The sequence below is a fragment of the [Scytonema hofmanni] UTEX 2349 genome, from assembly GCF_000582685.1.
Taxonomy (GTDB): domain Bacteria; phylum Cyanobacteriota; class Cyanobacteriia; order Cyanobacteriales; family Nostocaceae; genus Hassallia; species Hassallia hofmanni.
The window spans coordinates 68854-94838 of sequence record NZ_KK073766.1; the positions used below are offsets into that span (position 1 = coordinate 68854).

A 25985-nucleotide genomic window follows, 5' to 3' on the forward strand; every position below is an offset into this window, starting at 1 on the left:
TTCTAGAGAAAGTTCTCCCCACTCTGGGCGTTTAGAATCAATTCCATCACGATTAGCCCAAGGATTAATAAATTCACCGCAACCTTCTTGAATATCCTGAGAACGAGCAATATAAAAGAAGGCTTCACAAAAATGAAAAATACTCTTTTGTCCAAGTCCAAATTTACCGATTTTACCTTTATCTTTAGCATTAGCATCAATGCCAAAGCAAGATATAGATAGGACTTACGCACTTGTTACGAGAAAACAAGACTTTGAGATTGCTTCCTTGCGTCGCAATGACGGAAATACGTAGTCCGTGCGTAAGTCCTGATAGATTCTTTATCAGATTTAGAAAATGTACCATTATTGAGGAAAAATAGTCCCGGTATCTTTAAAAGGGGATGCTTAACTGCATCTCCCAGTTCTTTGACTATTCCAAATTCTAAAGTTGTGGCTCGTCCATCATTGGCATTTTGAATTATTTCTTTAATGATAGGAAACCCTTGCTTATACCTCTCCCGCAATAGACTTTTGATATTATTGACAATTGTTCCGGGTGGAATTTGATAACCTGCCATAGTTAATACTCTATTTTGTAATTGAAAATGGTCAAAAATTTTGAAATTGGGTTTTTATATTACTTAGGGATTTGATAATCTCTGCTATGGCATATACTCCTGAATTTGCGGCTTAAATCTGCGATGGGCAAAACCCACCGCCCATACCAAAACTGAGCAAACAGCTAATTCGGTAAATACTTAGCCAATAAATCCTGACCCTGACTGCCCATCTCATCAAGCTTCAGCTCAATAAGCTTCATCGCCATTGGTGACGGTTTAGAGCGTCCATTTTCCCAACGATTAATCGTGGTATAAGTAACGCCTACAGTGGCTGCAAATTGTTCTTGCGTAAGCCCGAAGGCAAGCCGCAAATCATGAATGATCTGCCCCACCTCTGGCTGGTTGATAGCCAAGGGTTTTTTGATAGTCATTTAACTTCTAAACTTGATCCACTAGTTTAAGTAGCCGATGCTATATTATTTGCTACATATTAACCATACGAAACCTGAATATTCATCAGTAAATACGCGATATTTGTGTTTTTTATAGTAAAATTTCATGCTTTAGTTAAGGGAATTTTTTAAGTGATGTTGAACTTGAATTTAACCTAACGGTTTATTGCTGATGGCTCCGTTTCATTGGTGAAACAGGTATTCACTGTCAAGTAAAATAACCTTTTCGTTGATTAGCTCGATTCAAATGAGTATTCTATCGTTTAAAAAATAACAACATTCCATGTGGATTATCTAAAAATACATCTTTATTACTATTGTGATTCTGCGACTCATTCCCTTGTAAATCCTGACTTGAAAGTGAGTACACATCAGTTGCAACAAGCTGATATCCTTGAGTATTGAAATAACCAATTAGTTTATCAGGCATTACATGAGATGCGCCGTAACTTGGTAACAAATTATGTTCAATTTTATCCTGATCTAAAATATTTAATTGCACAACACCTGTACGACAAAATATATCAAAATCAATCGACTCGACTAAGCCACTGGTAGTAATTTCTATTGAATCTAATTCCATCGCCAGTTGCTCTATACTTGCAAAATTCCGCGACCACGGGTTGCCCATTAAAAATAACCGTATCGATATTGCCTCTGGCTGCACCTTCACGATATCAAGTAATGTTGTTGTAACCGCATTTGGTTGCAAGTAATCTAATACTCCATGAACTGAAACTAGCCGCAGGCTATTTGGAGCGTAAAGTTTTGTCAGTTCTAATTCTGCTAGATTGCGATCGCAAAAATAATTTAACTGTAGGTTTGGATATTGGCTGCGTAAAGCTAAAAACTTTTCTGGCGGATTAGTAGCAATGTCATAACAGTCGATTGTCGGAAGTTGGTAGCGCGTTAAGTCAACTCCCTCAAAACCAAAAAAAACTTCACGCTCGGCAAAACCTGCACCCAAGATAGCTGCACTATCACCATTACCTGAAAGAATCGCTTCCCAGGTGAGGGGATAAACATTGGGGGTAAGTTCTAAAAGCCTAGCTCGACTAATTTCTAAGATATTGCCACTGCCCTTATTTTCTAGGAATCTGACTGCCATAAAACCTCGCTGTATTATGAAATAACCTTGGGACGACTGATTAGGGTAATATCTTTACCTTCGCCCAAACGGTACACTTCGGTGCGATCGCCAACATCAATTTCAAAAAACCGATAGCTTGTAGTAAACCGCGCCCACGGTGCCAAAGGATTAATTTTTGGGAGATTGGTTGTTGCTTGGTAAGTAATTTCAAACCGCTCATAAAAATCTAGACAAAACTACCCAAAAATAGCCATATCTAGACAACTACGTTTGTAATCTTAGTCCAAAGTCCTAAAACTACAGGGATAAACGGCAATCCCACTATCCCATCCATAAAGTTTGGGATTACTTTTCTAGCAATATTTAAGCTTCCATTGGTATCAGCATTGATTGTCTTGCCAGTGTCCGTTTTATATAAACCGCGTTTAATTCGCCTACCGCTAAACACTGGTTTTGTTTCTGGTTTATCACCGTATTTTGGTAGCTCATCACCATCTAACGCACTAGCTTTGGAAGTGTAACTTTCTTCAGTTACAATTACTTCAATACCGATTAGTTGCGCTTTGTAGGTTAATAAGTTAATTAATTTTGCGTGTGGAATATTAGTAAACTCTTGGTTATTCTTTTTGCCGATGTTTATATCTTGTTTCCACAGATAATTATTACCAATTATTAGATGCCCGATATCGTTTATCTGACACCAATCAATTACACGACGACTAACAGTGTGAAGATAATTGTCTATCCTTCTATCACGTTTTCCGTTCAGTTTTTTGATTTGGCGGTAGGCATCAATTGATTGCGATGCAGCTACTCGTTTATTAAAAAATTGGTTAATACTTTTTAATGGTCTACCATTTATCAGCAGCGGTCTTACACCGGGCTGGTTTGATGTTATAGCCATTAAATTGTTTAAACCTAAGTCAGCACCTGCAACATATTGTCCAGTACTTTTAGGTGCATCCTCAACTGTGTAAACTACTTCAAGAACGTAGTGGTCAAGCTTCGGTACTATTCGTACTTGGTCAACGCTTGCAGCACGAGTAGGAAATTCGATACTAGTCTGAGACAGCTTAACAATACCTTTCAGTAAAGCAGGTTTTGATATTGCATCAATCGGATATATTACAACATTTCTTCCGCGTTCTTTATGTTTATATCCAGGCATTTTTGGCTTGCCTAGATATTTATCGGGATGTTTAAACCAATCTTTAAGTGCTGCCGTCCAACCTTTCCAAGCATCCGTTACTCTACGCACAATCTGTTTACTAACTTTAGTGGGGAGATATCGATAAGCTACTAGATTTTTGGTTTGATGATAGATATCAATTGAGTTGTAATATTTCTTGGTTTCAAAATAGTATTGACGCTGCACATAGTTAGCAGTGTTGTATAGATGCTTGGATTGCAATGCCAAATAGTCGCATTCTTTCCAAAACCTATGTTGACGACTTACTATGTGTCTTTCTACTAATTGCATTGCTTACGACCTAAGGCATATGCTATAAATGTTACTATAGCAACACTTCAATCAATCTGCAATGACTTTTGAAAAAAGAAACAAACTTGGTGCAAGACCTTTAAATGCAGAACCGATGGATAGGTCGCCAGTATGCTTTAACGTTCGTTTGGGTGTAAGAGAAAAACTAAAAACCGTCCCTGACTGGAAAGAACGGCTTAGAGAGTTTGTCGATAAGTTGATTGAGGATATGGACAAACAATAAGCTTTGTCTAGATATGGGGAGAAATTACCGAACAGTTTCAAACCCCGCTCCCCCATCTTGCTTGAACATCCGCAAAAAACATTCGTAGTCTCTAGCGTGCCAAAAATCAGTCGTTCGACGACGCACCACATCTTGTGAGTCAGAACTCATCGCCCGTGCTGCTGATGCGGACACGATCAATTGCAAATTGTCAGACATTCGCGTTAAAGCAAGTTTCTTGTCTGGGTTTGAGAATATTTCATCAACAATTGGTTTAAGCTCAGGGTGCAAACAAGTTTCGGCAATGTAAAACCCTGAATACTTGCTGATATCATTCTCAAATTCCCGATTAACTAGTCTTTCTGAATCACAACTAACCGACTTTCGTAGGCTTGCAAAAATCAAGTCTTCATATAACTTCTGCTGCGATGCTGGTGTTGCTGCAATAATTTTGAATGCAGACCCACGCATTCCCTGAATTCCAATTAAAGCACAGGTACAATCGAGGGATGCAGCCCACATTGCTAGAAATTTCCGATAGTTGGTATAAAGCATTAATGCTTCCTGGTAGTCAGGAGCTTTAATTTTGAGTAGATGCTTTACTGGGTTGGGTTTAATTTCCCATCCAGGCTTGCATAGTAAAGCCCATAACGCAGAAGAATCTTCAATGGCATCCATGCATTTATGCCCCAAGCTTATTAATGACAATTATTTATCTGTCCGTTCTTGTCAAACTTCATGCGGGATATGAGTTCCTTCAGATGCGCTGGGTCTACACCAAACCTATGAGCAATGTCATATTCCTCATCTTCAGTTGGTGGTGCATTTAGTGTCAATAAATGCTCCAAAAAGGGTTGCGACCCCCCTAAAGGCAAACCATCATCCGTAAAAGGTAACCTATGTTCGTGCATTGGCTCCTCAAATACCGCAGGGCGGGTATTTTGTAGCCACGCTACAACCTCACTCCTTTTTGGCGGATCTATCCCCAGTCGATCGCATTCTTGCAATAACTCGTTTGATAATTGCGATTCTACCGTGGAGAGGCTGCGCGATCGCTCCACCAAATCCTGCAACCATTCCTGTAGTTTTCCTGTCTCTGGTAACTGCAAATCCAGCGCCCGACAAGCAGCTACAAACTCTTGTCCAATAGCAGCATTAGCATATAAATCCCCCAACCAAGTAGCAAATTCCTCATTTTGAGGTAATTCTATCCCTTGTTCAAAGCTAAAAGTTTGCAGTTTCTTTCCTAAACGAATTCTTTCTAAAAGCTTTGTACCAGTATCTTCTTCATCATTAATAATTTGAGGGTCATTTGACCCAAAAGCCATTTTGTCTAAAAGCCAAATAGCTATTTGTCCTGGTTTTGGATCTGACAAATTTAGAGTTTCACAGGCAATAAGCAGCTCAGTTCCCAAAGACGTATAACTTGCAAGCCACTCCTCTAAATTACCTGACCGAGGAGCAGTAAGTCCCTTTTGAGATAAACCAACAAGCTCTAAACTCAAATTCACCAAGTTCCTAACTACCATTGACAAGCTTTTACCCATATCAGGTATTAGCTTCTCAATTTGACCTCGCATCTCAACACGATTATGGAATGTCACGCGGTCTTTGTCCGTATTTACGGGATGACCATCCTTCGTAGCTTGCTTCACCTTTGACCCATTCATCCAAGGTTTAAAATGAGCAATCATAAGCTTTTCTAGCTGATCCAGAAATTGCTGGCTGTCACAAATCAACCAAGCAATACGGACTTCACCTGGTAAACTATTCAACTCTTTTAACCTGTGGTGAACTGACCAGCGCTGCATTAGTGCGTTTGACTTACCAATGTAAATAATCTCGTCTTTATGTAGCACAAAATACACTGCACAAACTGATGGTAACTGCTTACGCTGTGAGAGTGAGAGCGATGGCAAGGTTAGAGGGTCAATGTCTGTTACGTTCATTCACTATTTTTACTTGTTTTACTTTTGACCCATTGATCAATAAGCTCCCTAGATTTTTCACTCATATTTGTCCCTTCTTTGGCGCACCAGACCTTGAATTCTGTCCGCAAAGATTCAGGAAGAAAAACTCGAAAACTTACGGTGGGGTCTTCGGTTTTTTTATCATCTGCCATAGATAGGCCATGTATACCACACGCCTATTTTGCGTCAGACAAGTCAGTTTGAGAATACCCCACACGACCTTATTGATATATATGACCTATATGCACTATCATAGCATTATCAGTAAAAGCTTCCACAAATAAGCGAAGATGAAAAACTGCGAAATCCTCAAAAACTTACCCAAAGAAGGCTTAGAACCCAGACAATTTCTACGCCACTGTTTTGATATCGCTGAACTCACCCCCAGAGAACTGCTCGAAGAAGAAACCGACTCACAATACCGCAAAAAATGTATCACTGTACTATGTGCAGTCTTAGGTGTACAAAGACCAACAGTTCGCAAGTGGGGAAGTGATCTCAATTTTGATGGGATACCCAACTACTCCAAAGTTTCACTTGCTTACATTCATGCCGCCGAAATCGTGCCAAAACAGCTTCATAGCATCTTGAGAGGAGAATACAACGCACCAGAAGTAGATGCTCAAACGTTTCTAGAAAGAATACTCCTCGAAGGGTTAAGCGAACAACAAGTATTACAAACTGTTTCTCACGCCAATTTTCGCGCAACTTGTGTCAAAACTCTTACGCAAGTATTACATATTGGCACCAAGTCAGTCCAAGATTGGGGTCAGGATATGTCGTTTCACAAAATGCCCCAAATTCACAAGCACACCTTGGGCTATGCCTTGGCTGCTATTTCTAAATCATCATCAAAAAATTGGGAAAAAGCGGCCTGACTTATTTAACTAGTCGAATTAGGAAACTTGGTCTTAGAGATTAAGACCGCGCATACAATATCATGACTACAACAACTTTTGCAAATAAATTATACGTCGAGCAGCATCAGGTAGACTCCAATCCTACCACCCACATAGAGCAAAGTAGCCTAGAGTACCTCCATACGGCTTTCCTACTCTATGAGTACAAGCAGACTTACACCAAAAAAGAATATCGCGCACTGTTAGAAGAGTACGGTTGGGATAAGGGCAGTACTGAGGAAAGGCGATCGCTCCGAATTGCCGAGAATTTTCAAGCATTTATCAGTTGCCCGGAACACTTAGCAGTTTTACCAATATCGGTACTACTTCGGTTATGTTCTGTGAACTACAAAATCCTAATTGATGAATTAAAAGATATTCCTATTGGTGGATTGACTTGTGGATTAGTGTTAAAACTGATTGAAGAAAGAAGATTGTTTCTCAAGGCCATGAATCAAGAAAAAAAAGATGGCAACTGGCGATCTACACCAGATGGAAATAGATATTACACCTTCGGCAAAATCTTTGAGGATGACCACCAAACAGGAGTGTTTACCGAGAAGTTAATAGAGGAATTGGGACTGTCACCACAGCGAATTGTCAGAATGGCGATCGCTGACTTATATGAAAAGCATCAAGCTGAGATAGGGAAAGCTGAAATTGATGATTTTGTTGAACCAATCCCTGTAGAAGAAGATTTGACAAGCGATTCGGAAGATGGAGTCAACGACGCAATAAGCTGGGAATCCAAACAGCAAGAGTTTGAAACCCTATGGCAGAGGGATACAGAGGAATATACTGGTTCTGAATATTTAGAAGAACCCCAAGAGTCGGATATTGACTGCGAAGAGGATGAGTTTGAAGTATTGGGAGATACGCCTTCCGAAATCTTAGTTACAAATCCAACACCAACTAAAGATGCAGAAATCCTTGCAGGCATACTGCGTCAAGCATCAAATTATGCTGATGTGCGTAGTGGTTTGTATCAATATCAACTAGTTAAAGAAGAAGCGTGGCAATTGCTCTCAAACTCGGAGCGTAAATCTGTATGTGAAATGCTTCCAGAGCCAATTAAAAAGCTGAGTCATGCCAGACGCGAAGGATTAATTGTTAATTTTTATGAAATGGAGTCGGGGGAAATCTATAAAATCTTTACTACAGATTGCCCACTGATTGAAAAAACCGTTAGTGTCCATAGCTTGGATAAATTGTTAGAAGATTTGAGAGCAAGGCAGAATTACGATTGTAATTAACAGCCATGTGTAAAAACTTAACATTGATTTAATCGTGGCAAATCTGATGATGAACTCAACAGCACCAGCCAAAAAGATAGCTGTGAGTCTATTCTCCGGGGTGGGTGGGTTTGACTTGGGATTTAAAGCAGCAGGATTTGAAATTGCAATCGCCATTGATAATAATCCCATTGCCCTAGCAACATACCAACATAATTTCCCCCACGCCACAGTCTTATGCAAAGACATTCGGAGAGAAATCGGAAATTCGGTACCCCCATTGCTTGCATATGCTGTGGGAATGCAGGTTAGAGAACATCTAGAATGCAATACCACTTATCAAATTAAGTGCCAAAATTGGCAAAACTGCCTATTTTTACCAATTACTTGCAATTTTAAGAATCTATTCGTTTTTGTCAATGAAATACTGTCTTTAAGTGGGTTAAGCAAAATCAGCAAAGAGCGACCCCCTCCACATCTGGAAGTAGAAGTGTAACAGTATCTACGGATACAACTGGGATTTTTAAAGAACCAGTTGAGGGACAAGTGATGATGCGATCGCTCAACTTAGATGGGGATAGACAAGCTGATTTGAGCGTCCACGGAGGCAAAGACAAAGCAGTTTATGCTTATCCATTCGAGCATTACGACTATTGGCGACGCAAGTTACCTGATATGGATTTGCCCTGGGGAATGTTTGGTGAAAACCTTACTACAGTTGGACTGTTAGAAGATGAGGTTAATATAGGCGATCGCTGACAGGAAACTTCAAACCCTGAAGGCGAAGCTGTTGCCCTCGCTTATGTAGTTGAGCAACACAGCGACCATCAACCAACTTACGGGTACAAGCGATACCAGCAATTACATTGTATTTCCGCTTTCGGACACCATCTAGAAATTGCACACTACCGAAGGCTGTATCTACCAGAACCATCACCTGGAAGTTCCTGGTTAATTTTTTAGGCAGACTATTGACCATTTTGAGTGCCAATTGCGCGGGGGAAGGAGTCCCTTTTCCTCTCCATATACGGAAACTCCAAGGTACTCGCCACCTACCAACAACTAAATACATCACAACCAAATGCAAACCGCGTTTTCCGTTGTATACGCGGATTAAATTCTCTAACCCCTTAAATTTTCCAGCTTTCTCGAGAGTTGTCAGGTCAATAATCACTTGTAGAAATGGTTTACGTCCCTTAGGACAGTCAGACAATATCTCCTTAATAACACGCTTACGAGTAGCACAAATTACACATGAATGTTGACCAATTGTAGATGTTGAGAAATCGACTCAAGGCGCTGGCTGACTTACTTTTACTATGTTCAGGTAGCGGATACCCCTGTGCCTGCAAGAACAGTCCTAACATCGCTTCCAGATTTTCCTGCTGGTAAGTAGAAGGCATCAATGACAGCAAGGTGTAGACTAAGTTTTGGGCGTGGGCAAGAATTGAAACCATTTTTCTTGCTTAATTCAAATATATTTCAACGCCCTTTTTCTCATATTTTGGCTACCAGCGTAAACCTTGGTCAAATCATGAATATTTACGATCGCCTGAGTTTATGATCACGCAAAACGTGTCGCATCCCCAAGCGGGCATTTTTTATCTTCTCAGAAACATCACAGCTTTAGTAGTTGTATTAATCACACCAAACTACTTGATTTTCTCTGTTGTTCTGATGTCTCCCTTTTGTGTTCTTTATGTGCATCTTCTGGGTTTATCCTTATAGGTGCAAGATATAAGAAATATATAATTAATATTTGTTTTTAAGAAGGAAATAATTTCCAGATTAAGATGATCGATGTCCCCACACATTAGACGTTTGGCAAACGGCAGAAAGTCTTTCGGGATTTGATTCCCTGATGAAGCTGTTTGCTGACTTATTCGACCCAGCAGTAGGTCAAGCAATTCTCGACTGTTAAAATAAATATCTCTAAAGGCGGAGAGTAGATTGATCTCATTTCCAAAACCTTTCAGAAACAATGCTGTGTGTTCGTCAATTTTGTGTAGATATGGCTCTTTCAGCTGTTCAGCAGAGAATTTAAATTGAGCGATTGCCCTGTTGATTAAGGCCAATCGAACATCGTCTTTTTCTAGAAATTGGTGATGTTGACCGAAGCGCATAATGAAGTTTTAATTATTTATTTAGTGGTATGGTGCGTTAGCGTGCAGCATAACACACCCTATTATTTGTTAAACTGTGCTTTTGGAATGTTTATGTATCATATTTGCGATGATTCTGTTTTATCTGATTCTGAAATTTTTATTAACTCTATACCTTGACATTTACTCGCCACTTCGTTGTATAAAGGTACAAAGGCTTTAATCTCACTCAGTACACCATGTTTGGGTGATTTTACAAGAGTTACATTTATGATGGCTACTGGTTCACCATTTTGCATATAAAAATCAACTACTGTGCCATCAACACTCATTAAGCTCCATACATCAGGATGCCCACTGTCCCTTGTCCAACCGTAAACATCCAACGACAGAAGGTACAAGATTTGCTCTAGGCAACTTTTCATACACTTTAAGAAAGATAATATATCTACGTAAATCCAGTAGTCTTCTGGTCTAATTACAGCGATTTTATCTATATGTGAATCAATCTTATCTCTTACAATACGCAAATTACTTTTATTATCTGTAGGCACTTCTACTATAAATTTTTTTTTCCTACTGATGATCTCTTTGTGTTGACTAGATCCTATCAGTGTGTAGTCTTTGGCATTACTTTCTAATTCGTTAAACATATCCAGAATGCCAGATCCCAAAGCAAAAAGCGGGGATGCAAGTTGCTTTACTAGTCGCTTCTCGGAAGTAGGATCATTAAGTTTAGCTAGACCTTCCATGCTTTTTGAAAGATCCCGCATCGCTTCGAGGCATCGGAGTAATTTAAAAGATATGTCATTTGAGCCACGCCAAACTGTAGTGGCTTGTGATAAAGCTGGGTCATTAATTTCTGGTTCACTCCGATCAGCATATAAAGGAATACCTCTTTTTGGCTCTTCTCCACTTTTTGTTTCCGTATTTTTTTCCGACATATTATACTTCGATCTGTGTTAGATTTATAGTCTAATATAGCAACTGAAAAACGATTTGATTGGGCTACTTATAATTTAAGCTTGATTAGCAATTAAGATTCTAGTTGAAACAAATTCAAAAATTGATCTTTCATCAACTCTTAATACCACTCTCAGCACATTATAGGATTCATAACTGATAATCCAAATATCGATCGCCAGAAAGAGTGTTGACTTATGTGTATTGAATTTGGACAGTAAATCTGATTTATTTTGATAATAAAAATTAATATAAATTTTTCCTGAGTTTATCCTAGATTTTTATTTATCAATTCACCTAGCAAATTTTAATCAAAATATCAGCCCCATCTTTGATAAAAACGTGATACTCAATATAGCAAATTAATTAAAATAAAGTGCAGATATGCACGGGGTGAGATGATGACAACTCCAACCCAAGAAGAAATCAGATTAGCAGAAGCCCAAAATCACATAGTCCATTGGCGTAGATGGGGGACTTATTTAAGCGATCGCCAGTGGGGAACGGGGTACGTGAAGACTATAGCCCAAACGGTACAGCTTGGGACTATTTCACCCACGATCAGGCTCGTTCTCGTGCCTACCGTTGGGGTGAGGATGGGATTTTTGGTATTTCTGATAACCATCAACCGCTTTGTTTTGCGTAGGCGTAGCCCGTCGTAGACATCGCTCTATAGCTGAATAAACTCGGTTCTTCTTCTATTAAATAAAGGAGTTCACAACCTCATGTCAATTCATAACTTTACTCTCTCCCGTCAGTTATTACGCAACTTGTCCATCATTTCGCTGACTTTTTTACTCCTATACGGTACGTCTCGTGTGATGCTTTCTGCTCCCGCCACTGATATCTCGAATGCTGCACCGCAGGGAAAGCAAGTAGCGGTTTTCGCTGGTGGGTGCTACTGGGGAATGGAAGCAGTTTTTGAGCATCTATTAGGTGTTTCTGAGGTCGTTTCTGGCTTTTCTGGAGGCGATGCAAGAACCGCAGACTACACACTTGTCAGTGCTGGATTAACTAGGGTTTGCTGAATCCGTAAAAATCACTTACGATCCATCAAAAATATCATATAACCAGCTTCTGAAGGTCTACTTTTTGGTAGCGCATAACCCAACAGAGTTAAATCGACAAGGCCCAGACTCAGGTAAGCAATATCGTTCGGCGATCTTTTTTGCTAACGATGAGCAGAAACAAGCTGCACAAGAATATATCGCTCAACTCAACAAATCGCAAATCTTCGACAAGCCGATTGTGACGGAATTAGATCCTTTGAAAAGTTTTTATCAGGCTGCGGCATACCATCAGAATTATATAGTGCATCATCCGAGCGATCGCTATGTTGTAATGAATGACTTGCCGAAGCTGGCTAAACTTCAAACAAAGTTCCCTGATATGTATAGCAAGTAAGGGGATTTGCAGCATTCGACTTTTAATATCCCCTCAATCCGGTGAAAGATTAGCCTATCCTGTAAGATGCTCGTCCATGCTTCTCCAGATATTGCTGATGATACTCTTCTGCTCTATAGAATTGTGATGCAGGTACAATCTCCGTCACAATTGGATTTTTGTGATAGCGAGAACTATTTTCAAGCTGCTCCTTGGAGGCTCTTGCTAATAATTCCTGCTCTGGAGTGTGGAAAAATATCACTGACCGATATTGATAACCAACATCTGGTTCCTCGTGGTTTGATGCTGTGGGATTGTGCTTATTCCAAAACACATTTAGCAGTTCATTATAAGATACTATTGCTGGATTGTATTCCACTTCCACTGCTTCAGCATGTCCAGTTATTGCCTCTACAGACATCTTCGTAGGTTGGATTATCAAGGTGTCCGCCACTGTAACCAACTGCTGTAGAAGTTACTCCTTTTACTTGACGAAATGCTGCTTCAACTCCCCAGAAACAGCCTGCTCCAAATGTCACTTTTTGTAGATTAGCGTTTTGCATATCTTTGACAACTATTTTGTGATAATTTTAAATGAAACTCATCAAATCAGACAGATACTTGAGAAGGAAATATTTTCTAAATACTGCCTGATTTATTTTAATTATTAGAATTACAGATTATCCTGATACGAGTATGATATAAAACTGAATATTATCTAATAATTAATTGGAAAAAATAGTTTAATTTAAAATTAATATACTACTACAGCACGGCGTAAATAAAACACCCATTCCAAATCAATGAAAGGCTTGCAGTATCCGAATTACGAACTTGTACTGAGCGTAGCGTCTCGTAGAGAAGTATTACGAATTACGAATTACGCATAGCGGTACTAGCTTTTGCTAACTAAAGGCATGATTATCATCTACTATTCTTGTTGTTTTTATACACGTTAAGCCATCCGTTCAATGAGCCGGGAATAATCCGTTCAGCACAAGTGGCGCAAGTGTTTTCGCCGCTTAGTAGTTCGTACAATAACGGCTTGAAACTGAAGCGATCGCGCTGTTCAATTAAAACAGGACTTACGCAACTGGCACAAATAGTGGGCAGGGCACAGCCCTGACACGCAACAATTTAAATCAAACCAAGCACATAGGAATACTTGGGCGTTTTAGTTGCTGAATTAAATAATTAGACAGCAAATTATGCTTGATTTGATAAATAGTTTGGCCAGTTCTATAGGCTAAATTTTTTAACCTAACCCAAACCAACATTGCACAAGCAATATGATTTCTTTGAAGACGGGCTTTACGACACTGACAAGATTCAATGCCAGTTAGTTGTTTAATCTCCCTGTGAAACTCCTCTATTTTCCAACGAATTTTACACACTTCTTGTACAACATCCGTGGAACTTTGAGATAAATCGTTAGTTGCGACATAATCCGTTCTGTTGGTAGAAACAGTAACCCGGAATAGTTTCACTTTTTTCTCAGCGGGAAATGCTTTTATTTTGATTATTTTACCACACTCTAATTCTTCTTGGTTCCATTCTAATAATTCAATACGTTTATATTTTTCTTTACCAAAACTGTCATCAACCAAACGATTAGTCTTTAAAGGACAATAATAAACTTTATCTAAACTATCGATATAAAGCATTAAACTGTGTACCGCATACCATGTATCCATCAAAACCGTATCAAACGGTAAAAGCTTATGATACACAAGGCTTTGGAGCATGTCTTTTACATGGTCTATCTTGGTTTTGCCATCAACATCAGGATTAAATATTCGATAATCTATGACCCAAAATCTTTGAAGTGTAGGGTTGACATACACGCAGCTAACTACACCAATGCCTTTAAGGACACCATGCTCATTACCACTATATAGTATAGCTGACTATTTCTATTTCTTCAGAATACCTTTTATCTAAAACGCTATCATCAAATATTATGTAACCATTGGCATCAGACTCAACTACCTCTTTTACGTTATCCCATAATAAACGAGGTGTTAACTTTTCTGTTTTCAAATAATAGTTAATTGCATCATGGCTAATACTCTCGCTGAGGCTCTGCCAAATTGGTAATTGTATAATTAATTTGACTACTTAATAAGTATTGGCACTAATTAAGCTTGAGTTATCTCATTACCTTAAGCAACATTTATCTAATACAACCTCTACCTATTTTCTCATAAATATTTCACTCTTTGTTTCCTTTTGCAGCGACTTCTCATGCGTTGACTAAGCTTTCGGAATCGGATTAAATTAATACTCATGTACTATCAACTAGCGATCGCCCTGTGCCTGTTGCGTTACTTATATAGTACAAAAGCACTACATTTTAGCGATCGCCTGTGTCAGTTGCGTAAGTCCTGTAAAATAATCGGATGGGAATAATTTTGCTGGCTTAAGTGTAAAGCTGTAAACAGTCCAGCGAAGCCACCACCCAGGATGACTGTGAGATGAGACTGAGACGCTCGAGAAGAATAATTGAGAATGTATCGCTAAGATGCAGAAACCACCCATGCCGAAAAACTGGATTATTAAAGTAGACAACTATTTCCATGCAAACCCCAATTGCATTATCGCCACCGCCCATGTGGACACGTTTCCCACAAACCTACCCCTAGAACCCAACATCCGGGAACCAAACCGCAAAAGTGCAACCTACAGACAAATCTTCGACTCACTGACGACCGAACCTGTAAAATTCTTCTCTCGTCACAGTGGAATCGTTCTGTCAGCCAATAAAGTTAAACCTAGCAAAAACAAAACCGAACTGGAGTTAGAAGTCTTAGAAGCTAGCGAGGGGGGTAGCGATGGCATTATCAATGGAGGTCACACAGTTTTAGCTTTTGAGCAAGCTAAAAATTACAAATATGACCTCAGCCTTGCCAGAGTCAAAGTTACCATCCACATTGGCCTCCAGGAAGAGGAAGCTAAAGATATAGCCCTCGCCTCAAATACCACATCGCCAGTGGATTCTCGCTCCAAAGTCAACGCCAGGGGAGATTACAAATTTATCAAGCAGTATTTAGCCCAGTTAGAACAGAAAGAAGATAGAAAATTTAGAATAGCCTATTACCAAAACCAAAGCGGCGCTCCTAGAAATGCTCAGTGTAATGTTAACCACTTATTCAAGCTTCTAAACTGCCTCGACAGAAATAGATACAACCCCGACGGCAATAAACGAAGCAAGCACCCTACAGGTACGAATACCCCAAGCCAAATCACAGACACTGAGAGGGAAAGATTAACTCTTCTACTGCCTCTACTTCCCAAAGCTCTGTGGATTGAGCAAAGACTGTACGAAATCATCCAAGAACATATCAGCAACCCCAGAAGAAAAGGTGTCAACGACTTAGCATCAATCGATACGCGCAAAAATACCCTTCTCCCCGACAGCAAGTACTCGTTTGGGTTTGGTGCGCCAACCGACCTGGCACTACCCATAATTGCATCCTATCGGGTATTCCTAGACCAAGACTATAACTGGATTATCATGTTTGACGAATTCGCCGAAAACTTTCTCCAACACCTGTGGGTTAACTATTACCGTAAATACTTGATATCGGAGAAAACAGCAGGAAATACAGTGGGGACTAAAATTTGTCGCAATCAAGAAATTTGGGAAAGTCTGTACATTTCGGCCCAAAGTTATTTAAACCAACATTTGGTGAAAATTGTCAATTCCGCCAAGCGTGAAGAATTAACGCTCACACAAGGCTAAAATCTCCACTAAATAATTACAGCAGATGTGGATTATTATTTTCCCAACCGCTAGAGAATTAATTCGACGGAGCAGCTAATTGAGCTATGGGTGCATTCTGTCACTATTAAAAGCGACCAAATGCGACGAGCATATCGGCAAATTGGTTATGAGCTTGGTGATTATATGCAGTCGCGGTTTGGGATATCTGATTTATGGCAGCGAACGCCGCTTTCTAGCGTCGGCTGCGCTCCCGTTCAACCCTAACGTCAATGCCTAAGCAATAACCCGCCTGGCTCCGATTATGACCCCTCTCGAATCACCAAATCAATCGCAGAGTCAATTAACTCAACCGCATAGGTCTCATAGTGATAAGTCTTAAACCGAAACTTGCCCACAATTTCGAGTTGCTTGGACGGGCAATGTCCATATTTGTCCGAATACAGTTGTAGTACGATAGTACCAATAGTCGTCATCTGTCCTGGGGTGGCAGCAGTGAGTCCGCGTTCGCGCAGTCTAGACGCGACGGTGATGGTAGAAGGTGTTGCACAAGCAACTCCCCTAGCTTTGCCTAAGCGCGAGCATATTTTGATAAGTTCATCTTCTTGTGAGATGAGTAGAGTCATTAGCCCAGTAAACCTTTTTGCTGGTTTATCTGTTGCCACGGCAATCTTTAATGCTTCTGGTTGTCCAACCACGATAAATGTACCCTGAGCGCGAGTCATGGTAGTGTAAAGCAGTTGACGGGTTAGCATACGTGCGTTAGACATGAGTAATGGGAAAATCACATACGGAAATTCACTGCCCTGGCTCTTATGGCAAGTTATACAAAACGAATGCATGATTTGCTCAAAGTGACCAGGATAGTAGTCAACAATCGCGCCTCCCTCAAATGAAATCCTTACCTTTTGTTTTTCCTCTTCTACAGCAGTAACCCTCCCTGTCTCGCCGTTCATCACTGCCGGAACAGTATCGTAACGATTTTTTAGTTGTATCACCCGATCACCCACTCGGTAGACGACTGACCCGGAAACGACTTCTTTTTGGTCGGATTTTTTTGGATTGAAGATGGGTCCAAGCAGCTTATTGAGATTGTGAACTCCAGCTGCTCCTTCCTTTTGGGGTGCTAACACCATCACTTGTTGATTTAAATCGACATTCTCACGGCTCATAGCTTGGACTAACTCGACGATGGTGTTAGCCGTTGCTTGTGGTGAAGGAGTTTCCAGCATGGCGCAGTCCCCCACATCCATCCACTCCGATACCTGATTAAATTTGTGCAGTGTCGGAACTGTGCCAAAATTTACGTCGCTTGCGGCATAGATAATCGGGCTTTCGTGTCGCTGTCGATAAATGGTCTGCAATCTCGTTGTCGGTACTATTTCAGAATAAAGCAAGTCTCGCAATACCATTCCAGCCCCGACACTAGGTAATTGGTCAGAGTCTCCTACCAGCAAAATTTGGGTTTTTGGCGGTAAAGCTTTTAGTAGGGAATTGAATAGGAATATGTCCACCATTGAAAATTCATCAACAATTAGCCAATCAATTGCAAGAAGATTATGCTCGTTATAGTGAAAGGTTTGCCCAAGTCCCTGCCATTGAAGTAGACGGTGAATGGTAGTTGCTTCCATGCCAGTTGCGTTTTTCATCCGGTTGGCAGCCTTCCCCGTAGGGGCTGCAAGAGCTATACTTGCCCCAATGGATGTTAACCATTGCACTCCTGTTTTTAGCACATGGGTTTTGCCGCGTCCTGGCCCGCCTGTAATTATACTAATAGGATGTTTAACTGCCATCAATAAGGCGCTAATCTGTTCATGACTCAAGCGTGAGAGTTGACGATATTCAGCCCCTTCAAATTCGGCGAACCAGTGTTCTAAATGTTCTGTCGAGTAAGTTGGTTGGTTAATTAAAGTTTGAATTTTTAACGCTACAGAGAGTTCAGCGCGGTAGGCGGCTCTTAGATAAACACTATTGGCTACTTCACCATAAACTAAAGTTTGGTTCTCAATTAACTTCAGAAGAATGGTACTTAAAGATTTATAGTCGGGTATGTGGTCAGGACGCTCTAACAAAGATACAGCACGTGCTAGTAATTGGGATTCAGGCAGAAAACAATTGCCCTCACTTAAGGCATCCTTCAAAACATGGAGCAAACCTTTAGAGTACCGAGTTTTACATTTTACCGACATACCGAGGGAGAGTGCTAACTGATCAGCAGTTTTAAAGCCGATGCCTTCAATGTCATCAATTAACTTGTAAGGGTCGCTTTTGAGTACTGAAGAAGTTTTGTGTCCGTAATGGTCACAAATCTTTAAAGTTAACCTCAGTGATGTTCCCACTGCCAAAAGCTGGGCAATAGCTGCTCTTAGAGGATTAGCTTTACTCTGTGACCAAACTTTGGTAATTGCAGCGATTCGATATTTACCAAGTCCAGGGACTTCTTCAAGTCTTTCTGGATTGGTATCTAACACCAATAAGGTGTCAGAGCCAAAGTGGTTTACAAGAGTTTGGGCAGTTTTCTTTCCAATTCCACGAAAAAGTCCACTTTCTAAATACTGCTGGATTTCGACCAAGGTTAGTTCTGGAAGTTTATCGATTTTAGGGAACGAAATCATGAGTATTTAGCAGTTGAAATTGTCAAATGTCGTGGGATGAGCATCAATTGAAAAAAAGGGTAAGAAACTGTAACTTAATTTCTGGACAAAGCTAACCATTGCTACTCATTTTTGGGTAGCTTTTCTCGTGCCATACGTTCTATAACATCACTCAAGCTTCCAGCCAGCATTTCTATCTGTTTTTCTTCTAACCACTCAATAGCTGTTTGAGTCAAAGTCATGGTAAACCTACGTTTTGGTTCTGCATAAATCTTTTTTCTAGCCATGTTACCAAGTTCTAATAACTCATGTATAATACGAGTATAACAACATTGAACGGTCGAATCAATGCAACTTGTAGAAAAACACGTAATTAACCGACAGCATAAGTTTTGGAAAAAGTGCGACTATTTGGCGTTACAGTCCAAACATCTTTACAACGCTGCTAACTATATTCAACGTCAATATTTCTTTGAAACGAAAAAGTATTACAACTCGATTGACATCTACCATCAAACCAAGAATTTAGAAGCGTATCGGTATGTACCGACCAAAGTTAGCAAGCAGATTGTGCGTAAAGTTTCAGAAGCCTGGTCATGTTGGTTAGCAGCGTTAAAAGATTGGTCAAAGTATCCAGAAAAGTATTTAGGTAAGCCGAAAATGCCTGGATATAAACATAAAGAACGTGGTCGAAACATTGTAGTGTATCCAAGAGACGCAATTTCAAAACCTGCTCTGAAAAAAAGAATAATCAAGCTTTCTCAAACTGATATTGAGTTTCCAACTCAAGCTAATAATGTAGACCAAGTTCGGATTGTTCCTAAGCTAAATCATTATGTTATTGAAGTTGTTTACACCGTTGAAGATACCGCTAAATCAGATGGTAAATATATTGCTGGTGTAGACCTTGGTTTAAATAATTTGATGGCTATAACATCCAATCAGTCCGGTGTCAAACCGTTACTGGTAAACGGTAGACCATTAAAAAGTCTTAACCAATTCTTCAATAAACGAGTTGCTGCATCACAATCAATCGAAGCTTGGAGACAGGTTAAAGAGCTAAACAGCAAGCGTGACAGAAGAATTGATAACTATCTCCATACTGTCAGCCGTAGAGTAATTGATTGGTGTCAATTAAATGGGATTGGTCAGTTAATTATCGGCAATAACCAAGGATGGAAACAAGATATCAATATTGGGAAAAAGAACAATCAGGAATTTACCAAGATACCTCATGCAAAACTAATTAGTATGTTGACCTATAAGGCACAATTAGTAGGGATTGAAGTAACTATTACTGAAGAAAGTTACACTTCAAAAGCTAGTGCATTGGATAGTGACGAGTTACCGAAATATGGCGATAAAAAAGAACACAAGCCAGTATTTAGTGGCAAGCGCGTCAAACGTGGTTTATACAAGACGGACACTGGTAGAACAATAAATGCTGATACCAATGGAAGCTTAAATATAGCTCGTAAAGTAATCCCAAACTTTATGGATGGGATAGTGGGATTGCCGTTTATCCCAGTAGTTTTAGGACTTTGGACTAAAATTACAAACGTTATTGTTTAGTATTGGCTATCTATGGGTAGCTTTGTACAGATTTTCACGAGCGGTAATATCTATCAAAACACCATCTTCCCTAATGCCAGCGTCCTTGCCTGATTGAACCAGCCATAACCTATATCATCACAATTTTAAATAAAATAGCAAGCACGAACAAAAATATACATTGCCAATTAACATATCACCGTTATCTTAAGTTGTAATGGGGCAGGTAAACAAACTCAACTTATGAGCCGAATCATCGCAGTCTTTAACCAGGCAAGAGGTGTTGCCAAAACCACCCTTACCCAAAACCTGAGCTACCACCTAGCACAACTGGGACATCGCGTTCTGCTCATCGACATAAACCCCAAGCCAGCTTAACCATTAATATCGAAAATTCATGGTATGGATTTAGCCCCAGCCTTGTCGCCCTTACATCGCTGCTGAATTCTGCACTATTCAAGCGTTGTGTTGAGGAACCGACATCGACGGAAAAATTGACTCTAATGAGTGAAAAATCCCATGACTAATAAAAAGGAGTGGTCAATCCCACTCCTGCTTTTTATAATAATTTTCAAGCGAGGAAAGAGCGATCGCCCCATCTATTCTTTCGTTTGCTTTCGCGCTGAACCGACTATGCGCGAATTTCAACAAATGACCAAAATTTGAACCTGCACTCGTGCTGTTTTGCAGTAAGTTGGTTGTGCGAAAATTTATTCAGATCGAACGAGCAAAACAATCATCGGCACTTTTGCAGGTCTTAGCCTTACTAGCTTAAAACCAAAATCCTAATGAAGAAGATTTTAATCTTATCAGCAAATCCTAAAGGCACAACACCGCTGCGTTTGAGCCAGGAGGTGCGTGAAATCCATGCTGGACTAGAACGAGCTATGCACCGAGATCGGTTTGTCTTAGAGCAGAAGTGGGCAGTGCGACCGAGGGACATTCAACGGGCTATGTTGGATCTCAATCCTTCTATTGTTCATTTTTCTGGGCATGGAATGGGGGATGAGGGTCTGGTCTTTGAAGACGAAACAGGCTCGGCAAAGCTAGTCGATGGAGAAGCATTAGCGGGATTATTTGGTTTGTTTGCCGAACAGGTAGAGTGTGTTGTTCTTAACAGTTGTTACTCCGAGGTACAAGCAAGTGCGATCGCCCAACACATTAACTATGTGATTGGCATGAAAAAGGCGATTGGAGATAGAGCAGCAATTGAATTTGCCGTAGGCTTTTATGATGCTCTAGGAGCAGGACGGTCTGTGGAATTTGCCCACAAATTAGGTTGCGCTGCAATTCGGTTGGCAGGTATTCCAGAACAACTAACCCCTATTCTTCACAAAAAGTCTAACATTAGTTATGATTTTGAGCCTGACGATGGCTCCAGTTTTGAGCAAGAAGACCACTATCATCGTCTACAGAAATTACTAAAAGCAGAGGCATGGCTAGAGGCGGATAAAGAAACCACGGCAATCATACTTAAGGTATCTGGTCAAGAACGAGGGGGCTGGCTTGAACTCGAAGACATCAAGAGATTACCTTGCCGAGGTTTATATATCCTCAACCATCTCTGGTTAAAGTATAGTAATGGACGTTTTGGCTTCAGTGTGCAAAGACGCATTTGGGAAGATATTCAGGTTACCGAAGCCAAGGATTATCTAATAACATTGCTATACGGAAATGAACATGTGGCATATGCTGAAACCTATAAATATTTTAGTGATCGTATAGGATGGCACTCATTAAACTGCTTTCTTGATTATGACGAGCTTATCTTCACTAGAGAGGCGCCTGAAGGACACCTCCCATTCTTTGGCTTCTTTAAGCCTTTTTGGAGAACGCGTATATTTGAGTTTAGTATTGCTTCTGCTCTGTTTTCCAAAAATCCCAATCCACAGCGACATCAGAGACTATTACCCACAACGAAATAGAGAATTCAATCTCTGCACAATCGGTTTCCCTGCACCGGCACAAGCATTGCAGGCAACGGAACCGGACTCAACCACCCAGAATCAAGCTTGTGGTTTCAAGCCCTGCGCTGTATCGCCGACGGCAGACCCGATTTCGCCATCATCGAAAATCCTGCGGGGGTTATCAGTCGAGGACTTCGAGCAGTGCTTGGAGGACTGCGAATGGTCAAATATTGTTGGGACGATCCACAAATCATTTCAGCAGAGGAATTCGGAGCGCCGCACGAGCGCAAAAGGCTTTTCATCGTTGCCTACTCCGACAACATACGCCAAAGGCTCAACGGGATGCAGACCAGCTGGTCAGACCAGATTGGAACAGTCATTAAGGAAATTTATAACCAAGGGAGACAAGTTAAACTCTTGTGTTCCGGGGTGGATGATGGGCTTCCCAGTTGGTTGGGTGGAAAGCATATTGATGGATACTGGCGAGACAATATCAGTGCAGCTCCCATTTACCCAGGAGTACGCCACCACCTCAACAAACGCCGAGAATGTAACGACCTCTACGCCCGATCAGTCTGTCCCCTCCAAGCTGCGATCGCACTCCGAAGAATTCTTTATCTCAATTCAATCGCCGGATAATCCGATACCCGTAAATTTCTTAGAGGATAAAAAGCAATCGCCCTCAATAGAATCACTTAGCTTATCTTCAATAGTGAGTAATGTAGCACCAAAGAATTTCTTAGAGGAAACGAAAGAGGATACAAAGCGATCGCTTGCCCCAAAACGGCGACAGCGCAAGGGATGCTTGTATAAATACTTAGAAAACAAGAAGCTGAAAAATGGCAACATAGCCTCATACCCGCGTGTGATTGGTGAAACACGCAACCCTGATAACCCGAAGCATTGGCGATGGGGTTTTAATTGGGAAGAAAAAATTGATGGCGAGTGGAAGGGGCGCAGTATTGGTAGTGTGCCGTTGGGTGCGATCGCGCTTATTCAATCAATGCAGAATGAAGGTGTACCGTTATCGGAGATTATTGGATTTATTAAGCGGTCAAAGAATAAAGGATGAAACAAGGGAGCGATCGCTTCCCTGTCCCAGTTTCTTAGAGGAATAAAGCGATCGCTGGTATAATCCCTAGTAAAAAGTAACACCGTTGCGATAGCCGCACATGACTAAAACCACAGTTCATCTTGTCACCAGCATCCAGAATGTTACTAAGCGTGGTGTTTCACACCGATGCCCAAGTAAAGGCAGTTTCGGGTGATTAGTCCGGGTGGTGCGGTATTTGGTGAACGCAAGATTTATTACTCAGCAGAAGCAGCGGAGAAGGCGGGGCGGGAGTGGATTGAAAAGGGGAGTTGAGGGCGATCGCTCTGGTTTCATCAGGCTATCAAAAATCAACCTAAAACGCGCTTCGCAATTCCGTTTTAAAAATCACAGCAACATCCCACCCAACTTTCCGTAATCACCAACTGCACCGTTGTAGTTATTAAAAGACTTGCAACTATAACGAAACTATATAACGTTCACTGCGGGGACATACCCCAACTCGAACTCAGTCACGATGGCTGGGTTTTTGGGTTTTGACGGTAGCGTGACTGTGAATGGAGAAGCGATCGCACATCTTCATACTTGCGTTGATTCGGAGACTTGCGCTTAGAGATAGCAGGTTCACTTTTTTCAATTTTACCAACTTTTGATGATTGGGCATCTAAGAAGGTATCCAGGGCGGACATACGGCGAACTCGACGGCATAAGGGGTAGCGTTACCGCCCTGTCTGCCTGATTCTTATCGTTTTACCAAGTTTCGGTTAAAAGTTGGTATTTACAAAATATCTTTCTGACTCTAGGCGTGTGTTCCACCAAAATGCCTTAACGTGGAATGCTGCGTTAGTCATGAGTCGAGACGATAACTATAATGTTTTTACTTTGATTATGGAATTTAGAACAGAAACTGTGTAGTAATCAATAAATAGGTGCTGCTATCTAGCTGCATAAGTCAACTTTGGTTTTACCTATAAGAAGATGTAGAAGAGTTCATTGACCTCTTCTGCTACTGCATACTCTGTCATCTTTTTCAATGCGTTAGTACTAAATAATATATTTTCCACGAGTCAATTAACACCGTGAAAAAAATCCTTATATTATCAGCCAATCCAAAGAACACAAACAAGCTCCGCCTAGACCAAGAGGTGCGGGAAATCCAAGCAGCGCTCAAACTCGCTAAAAATCGAGAGCAATTTGAAATCGTCACTGCCTGGGCGATACGAGTTGAAGACTTGCGCCGTGCGCTGTTAGAATACCAACCAACTATCGTTCACTTTTCTGGGCATGGCTCAGGTAGTACTGGTTTAGCCTTAGAGAATAATTCTGGGCAGATGCAACTTGTGAGTACAGAATCCTTATAGTGGAATTTCTCAAAGTGTTAGTAGTGGTCGAATGTACGGCGGGATGATTGCTGCACAGGGGAACAATAACCAACAAAATATGACCAACTACACAACACCTGAACAAAAACATGATCTGGCACAAGCTGCCCAAGAAATTCAACAACTTTTGCAACAACTAGAGCAGACTTATCCTACTAAAAGTAGTGCTGAAAAAATGATGGTTGTTGGTAAAGCGGTGGATGAAATTGAAAATAACTCACCTTTGAAAGCCCGCGTGATAAAAGCTTTGAAAGCTGGTGGAACTGAAGCTTTCAAAGAACTAATTAATCATCCCCTAGTTAATATTCTGATGGCATCTATAGAAGGTTGGTAGGAGGCTGAATAAGCTATTGGTAACGCATTACTGCTAACAGTCAATAGAAAAAATGAAAAAAGCTAATGAACTACTAAATTGGCTGATTATTACTAATAAATTATTTAATTTTTAATAGTAAAAACCCATGAACAAGCCTGTGCGTCCTGAGGAAAATTTACCTCCTTACCCTCAAACTAGTATTCAGCAAAACGACTGATGATAGTCGTCCAATGCTAGCAGAAATGCAACTTGATGAGTTACGGTTGGCGATTGAACAACCTGCTGCTCATCATGGTGTAGTGTTTGAAATTGGACTAGTAGAAGAAATCATTAAAGACGTACAGGGGCAAGCAGGTTATCTACCGTTATTACAGTACACCTTGAATTTACTTTGGGAAATAGAAGTAGAAACTGGTAGTATTAACGTTCGTACACTAAGCATTAGTACTTACCGACAATTAGGTGGGGTCAGGGGTGCGCTACAAAAACATATAGATGGCATCTATGACAGGTTACCAAAAGTGGAAAAGTTGGCAACTCAAAGAATTTTTCTAAAACTGGTTGACATTGGTAAAGATACTGAATTTGGTACTGGGTGGAAGCCAGTCCGCAGAAGGGCATTGAAGTCTGAGTTTAATGATGAACTTGAACAAAGCGTGCTAGCTAAGTTGATAAATGAAAATCTCCTGGTGAGTGATCAAGAGCCACAATCCCAAGAATCTACAGTAGACATTACCCATGAAATCCTGCTGATTTCTTGGACAACTCTAAATACTTGGATTAAGGAAAACCGTCAAGCTATAGCCCTTCGTAACCGACTCAATGATGATGTAGCGCTTTGGAAGTCCCAAAAAGCAGATGATGAACTGTGGAGTGGCTCAAAGTTGGAACAGATTTTAGAACTTAGAAAAGACGCAATATTTAATCAAGTTCTGGGGGGGTTTAGTGATGCAGCAAATCAATTTATTGATGCAAGCAAGTGTGGGATTGCGCGATCGCCAACGGCGCAGAACCATTATAGGGCTTACTGGTTTTTCTGTAGTTGCGTTGATTCTAGCTGGTGCAGCTGGGTTGGGGTGGTGGTTTACAGAATTTCAAAGACAACAAATCATTACTAATCTTACGAG

Annotated in this window: 32 protein-coding genes and 5 pseudogenes; 20 read left to right on the forward strand and 17 right to left on the reverse strand. The window is 40.6% G+C overall.

Features of this window, described 5'->3' with window-relative positions:
• Nucleotides 1-236 precede the first annotated feature (236 nt).
• The 5 genes from TOL9009_RS48820 to TOL9009_RS0104235 form a co-directional block, all read right to left on the reverse strand.
• The gene (locus TOL9009_RS48820; RefSeq protein WP_242055493.1) at nt 237-560 is read right to left on the reverse strand and encodes a hypothetical protein; all 324 of its coding nucleotides are present in this window, start codon (nt 558-560) and stop codon (nt 237-239) included.
• A 164-nt stretch (nt 561-724) separates the two neighbouring features.
• Complete coding sequence (locus tag TOL9009_RS0104220; RefSeq protein WP_029631411.1) at nt 725-973, reverse strand: helix-turn-helix domain-containing protein; 249 nt, start codon at nt 971-973, stop codon at nt 725-727.
• A gap of 277 nt (nt 974-1250) precedes the next feature.
• Nucleotides 1251-2102 carry a hypothetical protein gene (locus TOL9009_RS0104225; protein ID WP_029631412.1) on the reverse strand — a complete coding sequence of 284 codons (852 nt, stop codon included), beginning with the start codon at nt 2100-2102 and terminating at the stop codon, nt 1251-1253.
• A gap of 40 nt (nt 2103-2142) precedes the next feature.
• On the reverse strand, nt 2143-2304 hold the full coding sequence (locus tag TOL9009_RS45100) for a hypothetical protein (protein ID WP_186227472.1): 162 nt from the start codon (nt 2302-2304) through the stop codon (nt 2143-2145).
• A 36-nt stretch (nt 2305-2340) separates the two neighbouring features.
• Nucleotides 2341-3564 carry an RNA-guided endonuclease InsQ/TnpB family protein gene (locus TOL9009_RS0104235; protein WP_029631414.1) on the reverse strand — a complete coding sequence of 408 codons (1224 nt, stop codon included), beginning with the start codon at nt 3562-3564 and terminating at the stop codon, nt 2341-2343.
• A 61-nt stretch (nt 3565-3625) separates the two neighbouring features.
• Between TOL9009_RS0104235 and TOL9009_RS0104240 the strand changes: the two genes are divergently transcribed.
• Nucleotides 3626-3808, forward strand: a complete 183-nt coding sequence (locus tag TOL9009_RS0104240; RefSeq protein ID WP_029631416.1) for a hypothetical protein — start codon at nt 3626-3628, stop codon at nt 3806-3808.
• Nucleotides 3809-3832: 24 nt separating this feature from the next.
• Here the strand turns inward: TOL9009_RS0104240 and TOL9009_RS37990 are convergent, their stop codons facing one another.
• Genes TOL9009_RS37990 through TOL9009_RS45105 form a run of 3 tightly spaced genes read right to left on the reverse strand, consistent with a single transcriptional unit; the run spans nt 3833 to nt 5909 of the window.
• Nucleotides 3833-4465 carry a hypothetical protein gene (locus TOL9009_RS37990; protein WP_242055494.1) on the reverse strand — a complete coding sequence of 211 codons (633 nt, stop codon included), beginning with the start codon at nt 4463-4465 and terminating at the stop codon, nt 3833-3835.
• A gap of 20 nt (nt 4466-4485) precedes the next feature.
• The gene (locus TOL9009_RS37995) at nt 4486-5736 is read right to left on the reverse strand and encodes a GIY-YIG nuclease family protein (RefSeq protein WP_144238147.1); all 1251 of its coding nucleotides are present in this window, start codon (nt 5734-5736) and stop codon (nt 4486-4488) included.
• A complete protein-coding gene (locus tag TOL9009_RS45105) occupies nt 5733-5909 on the reverse strand; it encodes a plasmid partition protein ParG (protein ID WP_144238148.1) in 177 nt (58 codons plus the stop codon). Before TOL9009_RS45105 ends, TOL9009_RS37995 begins: the two co-directional genes overlap by 4 nt.
• Nucleotides 5910-6047: 138 nt before the next feature.
• Between TOL9009_RS45105 and TOL9009_RS0104260 the strand changes: the two genes are divergently transcribed.
• The 4 genes from TOL9009_RS0104260 to TOL9009_RS0104275 all read left to right on the forward strand — a co-directional run bounded on the left by TOL9009_RS0104260 (nt 6048) and on the right by TOL9009_RS0104275 (nt 8647).
• Nucleotides 6048-6635, forward strand: coding sequence for a hypothetical protein (locus tag TOL9009_RS0104260; RefSeq protein ID WP_029631418.1), 588 nt, complete (start codon nt 6048-6050; stop codon nt 6633-6635).
• Between the two features lie 62 nt (nt 6636-6697).
• Complete coding sequence (locus TOL9009_RS0104265) at nt 6698-7909, forward strand: hypothetical protein (RefSeq protein ID WP_029631420.1); 1212 nt, start codon at nt 6698-6700, stop codon at nt 7907-7909.
• A gap of 46 nt (nt 7910-7955) precedes the next feature.
• Nucleotides 7956-8384 (forward strand): DNA cytosine methyltransferase, encoded by a 429-nt coding sequence (locus TOL9009_RS44300; protein ID WP_242055497.1) that lies wholly within the window; start codon nt 7956-7958, stop codon nt 8382-8384.
• 56 nt (nt 8385-8440) lie between these two features.
• Nucleotides 8441-8647 carry an MOSC domain-containing protein gene (locus TOL9009_RS0104275; RefSeq protein WP_029631423.1) on the forward strand — a complete coding sequence of 69 codons (207 nt, stop codon included), beginning with the start codon at nt 8441-8443 and terminating at the stop codon, nt 8645-8647.
• On the opposite strand, the pseudogene TOL9009_RS38000 reads toward TOL9009_RS0104275, so the two are convergent.
• From TOL9009_RS38000 to TOL9009_RS0104290, 3 genes and pseudogenes are all read right to left on the reverse strand, one after another.
• Nucleotides 8646-9345 (reverse strand): annotated as a pseudogene (locus TOL9009_RS38000) (IS701 family transposase); the annotation flags it as partial. The gene TOL9009_RS0104275 and the pseudogene TOL9009_RS38000 overlap by 2 nt on opposite strands.
• Before the next feature lie 240 nt (nt 9346-9585).
• Nucleotides 9586-10011 carry a hypothetical protein gene (locus TOL9009_RS0104285; RefSeq protein WP_029631425.1) on the reverse strand — a complete coding sequence of 142 codons (426 nt, stop codon included), beginning with the start codon at nt 10009-10011 and terminating at the stop codon, nt 9586-9588.
• Between the two features lie 98 nt (nt 10012-10109).
• Entirely contained in the window at nt 10110-10934 is an 825-nt protein-coding gene (locus TOL9009_RS0104290; RefSeq protein WP_029631426.1) for a hypothetical protein, read from the reverse strand.
• Between the two features lie 420 nt (nt 10935-11354).
• Here TOL9009_RS0104290 and TOL9009_RS43010 point away from each other — a divergent pair.
• The 3 genes and pseudogenes from TOL9009_RS43010 to TOL9009_RS48830 all read left to right on the forward strand — a co-directional run.
• Nucleotides 11355-11596: pseudogene (locus tag TOL9009_RS43010) on the forward strand (hypothetical protein); the annotation flags it as partial.
• A gap of 82 nt (nt 11597-11678) precedes the next feature.
• Nucleotides 11679-11981, forward strand: coding sequence for a peptide-methionine (S)-S-oxide reductase (locus TOL9009_RS48825; RefSeq protein ID WP_260675836.1), 303 nt, complete (start codon nt 11679-11681; stop codon nt 11979-11981).
• Between the two features lie 49 nt (nt 11982-12030).
• A complete protein-coding gene (locus tag TOL9009_RS48830; protein ID WP_260675845.1) occupies nt 12031-12357 on the forward strand; it encodes a peptide-methionine (S)-S-oxide reductase in 327 nt (108 codons plus the stop codon).
• A gap of 49 nt (nt 12358-12406) precedes the next feature.
• Here TOL9009_RS48830 and msrA read toward each other — a convergent pair whose 3' ends face one another.
• From msrA to TOL9009_RS44305, 3 genes and pseudogenes are all read right to left on the reverse strand, one after another.
• Entirely contained in the window at nt 12407-12757 is a 351-nt protein-coding gene (gene msrA, locus TOL9009_RS38010) for a peptide-methionine (S)-S-oxide reductase MsrA (protein ID WP_313770043.1), read from the reverse strand.
• Nucleotides 12726-12899, reverse strand: coding sequence for a peptide-methionine (S)-S-oxide reductase (locus TOL9009_RS49985; protein ID WP_313770044.1), 174 nt, complete (start codon nt 12897-12899; stop codon nt 12726-12728). Before TOL9009_RS49985 ends, msrA begins: the two co-directional genes overlap by 32 nt.
• A gap of 579 nt (nt 12900-13478) precedes the next feature.
• Nucleotides 13479-14446, reverse strand: a pseudogene (locus tag TOL9009_RS44305) (IS701 family transposase).
• Between the two features lie 176 nt (nt 14447-14622).
• Between TOL9009_RS44305 and TOL9009_RS48835 the strand changes: the two are divergent.
• The 3 genes from TOL9009_RS48835 to TOL9009_RS48840 all read left to right on the forward strand — a co-directional run bounded on the left by TOL9009_RS48835 (nt 14623) and on the right by TOL9009_RS48840 (nt 16324).
• Entirely contained in the window at nt 14623-14745 is a 123-nt protein-coding gene (locus tag TOL9009_RS48835; RefSeq protein WP_260675837.1) for a hypothetical protein, read from the forward strand.
• A 127-nt stretch (nt 14746-14872) separates the two neighbouring features.
• Nucleotides 14873-16078 (forward strand): AIPR family protein, encoded by a 1206-nt coding sequence (locus tag TOL9009_RS0104315; protein ID WP_029631430.1) that lies wholly within the window; start codon nt 14873-14875, stop codon nt 16076-16078.
• A 120-nt stretch (nt 16079-16198) separates the two neighbouring features.
• Nucleotides 16199-16324, forward strand: a complete 126-nt coding sequence (locus TOL9009_RS48840) for a hypothetical protein (protein WP_260675838.1) — start codon at nt 16199-16201, stop codon at nt 16322-16324.
• A gap of 35 nt (nt 16325-16359) precedes the next feature.
• Here the strand turns inward: TOL9009_RS48840 and recD2 are convergent, their stop codons facing one another.
• Nucleotides 16360-18672 carry an SF1B family DNA helicase RecD2 gene (gene recD2 / locus TOL9009_RS0104320; RefSeq protein ID WP_029631431.1) on the reverse strand — a complete coding sequence of 771 codons (2313 nt, stop codon included), beginning with the start codon at nt 18670-18672 and terminating at the stop codon, nt 16360-16362.
• A gap of 101 nt (nt 18673-18773) precedes the next feature.
• On the reverse strand, nt 18774-18938 hold the full coding sequence (locus TOL9009_RS46860) for a hypothetical protein (RefSeq protein WP_186227473.1): 165 nt from the start codon (nt 18936-18938) through the stop codon (nt 18774-18776).
• Between the two features lie 61 nt (nt 18939-18999).
• Between TOL9009_RS46860 and TOL9009_RS0104330 the strand changes: the two genes are divergently transcribed.
• The 6 genes and pseudogenes from TOL9009_RS0104330 to TOL9009_RS48845 all read left to right on the forward strand — a co-directional run bounded on the left by TOL9009_RS0104330 (nt 19000) and on the right by TOL9009_RS48845 (nt 23475).
• Nucleotides 19000-20223, forward strand: coding sequence for an RNA-guided endonuclease InsQ/TnpB family protein (locus tag TOL9009_RS0104330; RefSeq protein ID WP_029631433.1), 1224 nt, complete (start codon nt 19000-19002; stop codon nt 20221-20223).
• Between the two features lie 222 nt (nt 20224-20445).
• A pseudogene (locus TOL9009_RS43025) lies at nt 20446-20571 on the forward strand (ParA family protein); the annotation flags it as partial.
• Nucleotides 20572-20990: 419 nt separating this feature from the next.
• Nucleotides 20991-22127, forward strand: coding sequence for a GUN4 domain-containing protein (locus tag TOL9009_RS45115; RefSeq protein ID WP_144238149.1), 1137 nt, complete (start codon nt 20991-20993; stop codon nt 22125-22127).
• A gap of 12 nt (nt 22128-22139) precedes the next feature.
• Nucleotides 22140-22748, forward strand: a complete 609-nt coding sequence (locus TOL9009_RS42010; RefSeq protein ID WP_199341474.1) for a DNA cytosine methyltransferase — start codon at nt 22140-22142, stop codon at nt 22746-22748.
• 73 nt (nt 22749-22821) lie between these two features.
• Nucleotides 22822-23181 carry a hypothetical protein gene (locus TOL9009_RS38025; RefSeq protein ID WP_038296016.1) on the forward strand — a complete coding sequence of 120 codons (360 nt, stop codon included), beginning with the start codon at nt 22822-22824 and terminating at the stop codon, nt 23179-23181.
• Nucleotides 23182-23281: 100 nt separating this feature from the next.
• Nucleotides 23282-23475: pseudogene (locus tag TOL9009_RS48845) on the forward strand (hypothetical protein).
• 197 nt (nt 23476-23672) lie between these two features.
• Here TOL9009_RS48845 and TOL9009_RS46865 read toward each other — a convergent pair.
• Nucleotides 23673-23849: a hypothetical protein gene (locus tag TOL9009_RS46865; protein WP_186227474.1), complete on the reverse strand. Its 177-nt coding sequence runs from the start codon at nt 23847-23849 to the stop codon at nt 23673-23675.
• Between the two features lie 390 nt (nt 23850-24239).
• Here TOL9009_RS46865 and TOL9009_RS48850 point away from each other — a divergent pair, with 390 nt between their 5' ends.
• The 3 genes from TOL9009_RS48850 (at nt 24240) to TOL9009_RS48860 (ending at nt 25976) form a co-directional block, all read left to right on the forward strand.
• Nucleotides 24240-24521 (forward strand): CHAT domain-containing protein, encoded by a 282-nt coding sequence (locus TOL9009_RS48850; RefSeq protein ID WP_029631434.1) that lies wholly within the window; start codon nt 24240-24242, stop codon nt 24519-24521.
• A 79-nt stretch (nt 24522-24600) separates the two neighbouring features.
• Nucleotides 24601-24876 (forward strand): hypothetical protein, encoded by a 276-nt coding sequence (locus TOL9009_RS48855; RefSeq protein WP_186227475.1) that lies wholly within the window; start codon nt 24601-24603, stop codon nt 24874-24876.
• A 212-nt stretch (nt 24877-25088) separates the two neighbouring features.
• The gene (locus TOL9009_RS48860) at nt 25089-25976 is read left to right on the forward strand and encodes an nSTAND1 domain-containing NTPase (protein WP_029631435.1); all 888 of its coding nucleotides are present in this window, start codon (nt 25089-25091) and stop codon (nt 25974-25976) included.
• The last annotated feature ends 9 nt before the right edge of the window (nt 25977-25985 follow it).

Excerpts from the sequence above, each read along its gene's own strand:
- TOL9009_RS45100 (WP_186227472.1), bottom strand. The coding sequence starts at position 2,304 with ATGAGCGGTTTGAAATTACTTACCAAGCAACAACCAATCTCCCAAAAA.
- TOL9009_RS0104260 (WP_029631418.1), top strand. The coding sequence starts at position 6,048 with ATGAAAAACTGCGAAATCCTCAAAAACTTACCCAAAGAAGGCTTAGAA.
- TOL9009_RS48825 (WP_260675836.1), top strand. The coding sequence starts at position 11,679 with ATGTCAATTCATAACTTTACTCTCTCCCGTCAGTTATTACGCAACTTG.
- TOL9009_RS48860 (WP_029631435.1), top strand. The coding sequence starts at position 25,089 with ATGCTAGCAGAAATGCAACTTGATGAGTTACGGTTGGCGATTGAACAA.
- recD2 (WP_029631431.1), bottom strand. The coding sequence starts at position 18,672 with ATGATTTCGTTCCCTAAAATCGATAAACTTCCAGAACTAACCTTGGTC.
- TOL9009_RS0104220 (WP_029631411.1), bottom strand. The coding sequence starts at position 973 with ATGACTATCAAAAAACCCTTGGCTATCAACCAGCCAGAGGTGGGGCAG.
- TOL9009_RS45105 (WP_144238148.1), bottom strand. The coding sequence starts at position 5,909 with ATGGCAGATGATAAAAAAACCGAAGACCCCACCGTAAGTTTTCGAGTT.
- TOL9009_RS44300 (WP_242055497.1), top strand. The coding sequence starts at position 7,956 with ATGATGAACTCAACAGCACCAGCCAAAAAGATAGCTGTGAGTCTATTC.
- TOL9009_RS49985 (WP_313770044.1), bottom strand. The coding sequence starts at position 12,899 with ATGCAAAACGCTAATCTACAAAAAGTGACATTTGGAGCAGGCTGTTTC.
- TOL9009_RS0104235 (WP_029631414.1), bottom strand. The coding sequence starts at position 3,564 with ATGCAATTAGTAGAAAGACACATAGTAAGTCGTCAACATAGGTTTTGG.
- TOL9009_RS0104330 (WP_029631433.1), top strand. The coding sequence starts at position 19,000 with ATGCAACTTGTAGAAAAACACGTAATTAACCGACAGCATAAGTTTTGG.
- TOL9009_RS45115 (WP_144238149.1), top strand. The coding sequence starts at position 20,991 with ATGAAGAAGATTTTAATCTTATCAGCAAATCCTAAAGGCACAACACCG.
- TOL9009_RS46865 (WP_186227474.1), bottom strand. The coding sequence starts at position 23,849 with ATGTCCGCCCTGGATACCTTCTTAGATGCCCAATCATCAAAAGTTGGT.
- TOL9009_RS48840 (WP_260675838.1), top strand. The coding sequence starts at position 16,199 with ATGCGACGAGCATATCGGCAAATTGGTTATGAGCTTGGTGATTATATG.
- TOL9009_RS0104265 (WP_029631420.1), top strand. The coding sequence starts at position 6,698 with ATGACTACAACAACTTTTGCAAATAAATTATACGTCGAGCAGCATCAG.
- TOL9009_RS48835 (WP_260675837.1), top strand. The coding sequence starts at position 14,623 with ATGTACTATCAACTAGCGATCGCCCTGTGCCTGTTGCGTTACTTATAT.
- TOL9009_RS48820 (WP_242055493.1), bottom strand. The coding sequence starts at position 560 with ATGGCAGGTTATCAAATTCCACCCGGAACAATTGTCAATAATATCAAA.
- TOL9009_RS0104290 (WP_029631426.1), bottom strand. The coding sequence starts at position 10,934 with ATGTCGGAAAAAAATACGGAAACAAAAAGTGGAGAAGAGCCAAAAAGA.
- TOL9009_RS0104240 (WP_029631416.1), top strand. The coding sequence starts at position 3,626 with ATGACTTTTGAAAAAAGAAACAAACTTGGTGCAAGACCTTTAAATGCA.
- TOL9009_RS0104315 (WP_029631430.1), top strand. The coding sequence starts at position 14,873 with ATGCCGAAAAACTGGATTATTAAAGTAGACAACTATTTCCATGCAAAC.
- TOL9009_RS0104285 (WP_029631425.1), bottom strand. The coding sequence starts at position 10,011 with ATGCGCTTCGGTCAACATCACCAATTTCTAGAAAAAGACGATGTTCGA.
- TOL9009_RS46860 (WP_186227473.1), bottom strand. The coding sequence starts at position 18,938 with ATGGCTAGAAAAAAGATTTATGCAGAACCAAAACGTAGGTTTACCATG.
- msrA (WP_313770043.1), bottom strand. The coding sequence starts at position 12,757 with ATGTCTGTAGAGGCAATAACTGGACATGCTGAAGCAGTGGAAGTGGAA.
- TOL9009_RS37990 (WP_242055494.1), bottom strand. The coding sequence starts at position 4,465 with ATGGATGCCATTGAAGATTCTTCTGCGTTATGGGCTTTACTATGCAAG.
- TOL9009_RS0104225 (WP_029631412.1), bottom strand. The coding sequence starts at position 2,102 with ATGGCAGTCAGATTCCTAGAAAATAAGGGCAGTGGCAATATCTTAGAA.
- TOL9009_RS0104275 (WP_029631423.1), top strand. The coding sequence starts at position 8,441 with ATGCGATCGCTCAACTTAGATGGGGATAGACAAGCTGATTTGAGCGTC.
- TOL9009_RS48855 (WP_186227475.1), top strand. The coding sequence starts at position 24,601 with ATGACCAACTACACAACACCTGAACAAAAACATGATCTGGCACAAGCT.
- TOL9009_RS37995 (WP_144238147.1), bottom strand. The coding sequence starts at position 5,736 with ATGAACGTAACAGACATTGACCCTCTAACCTTGCCATCGCTCTCACTC.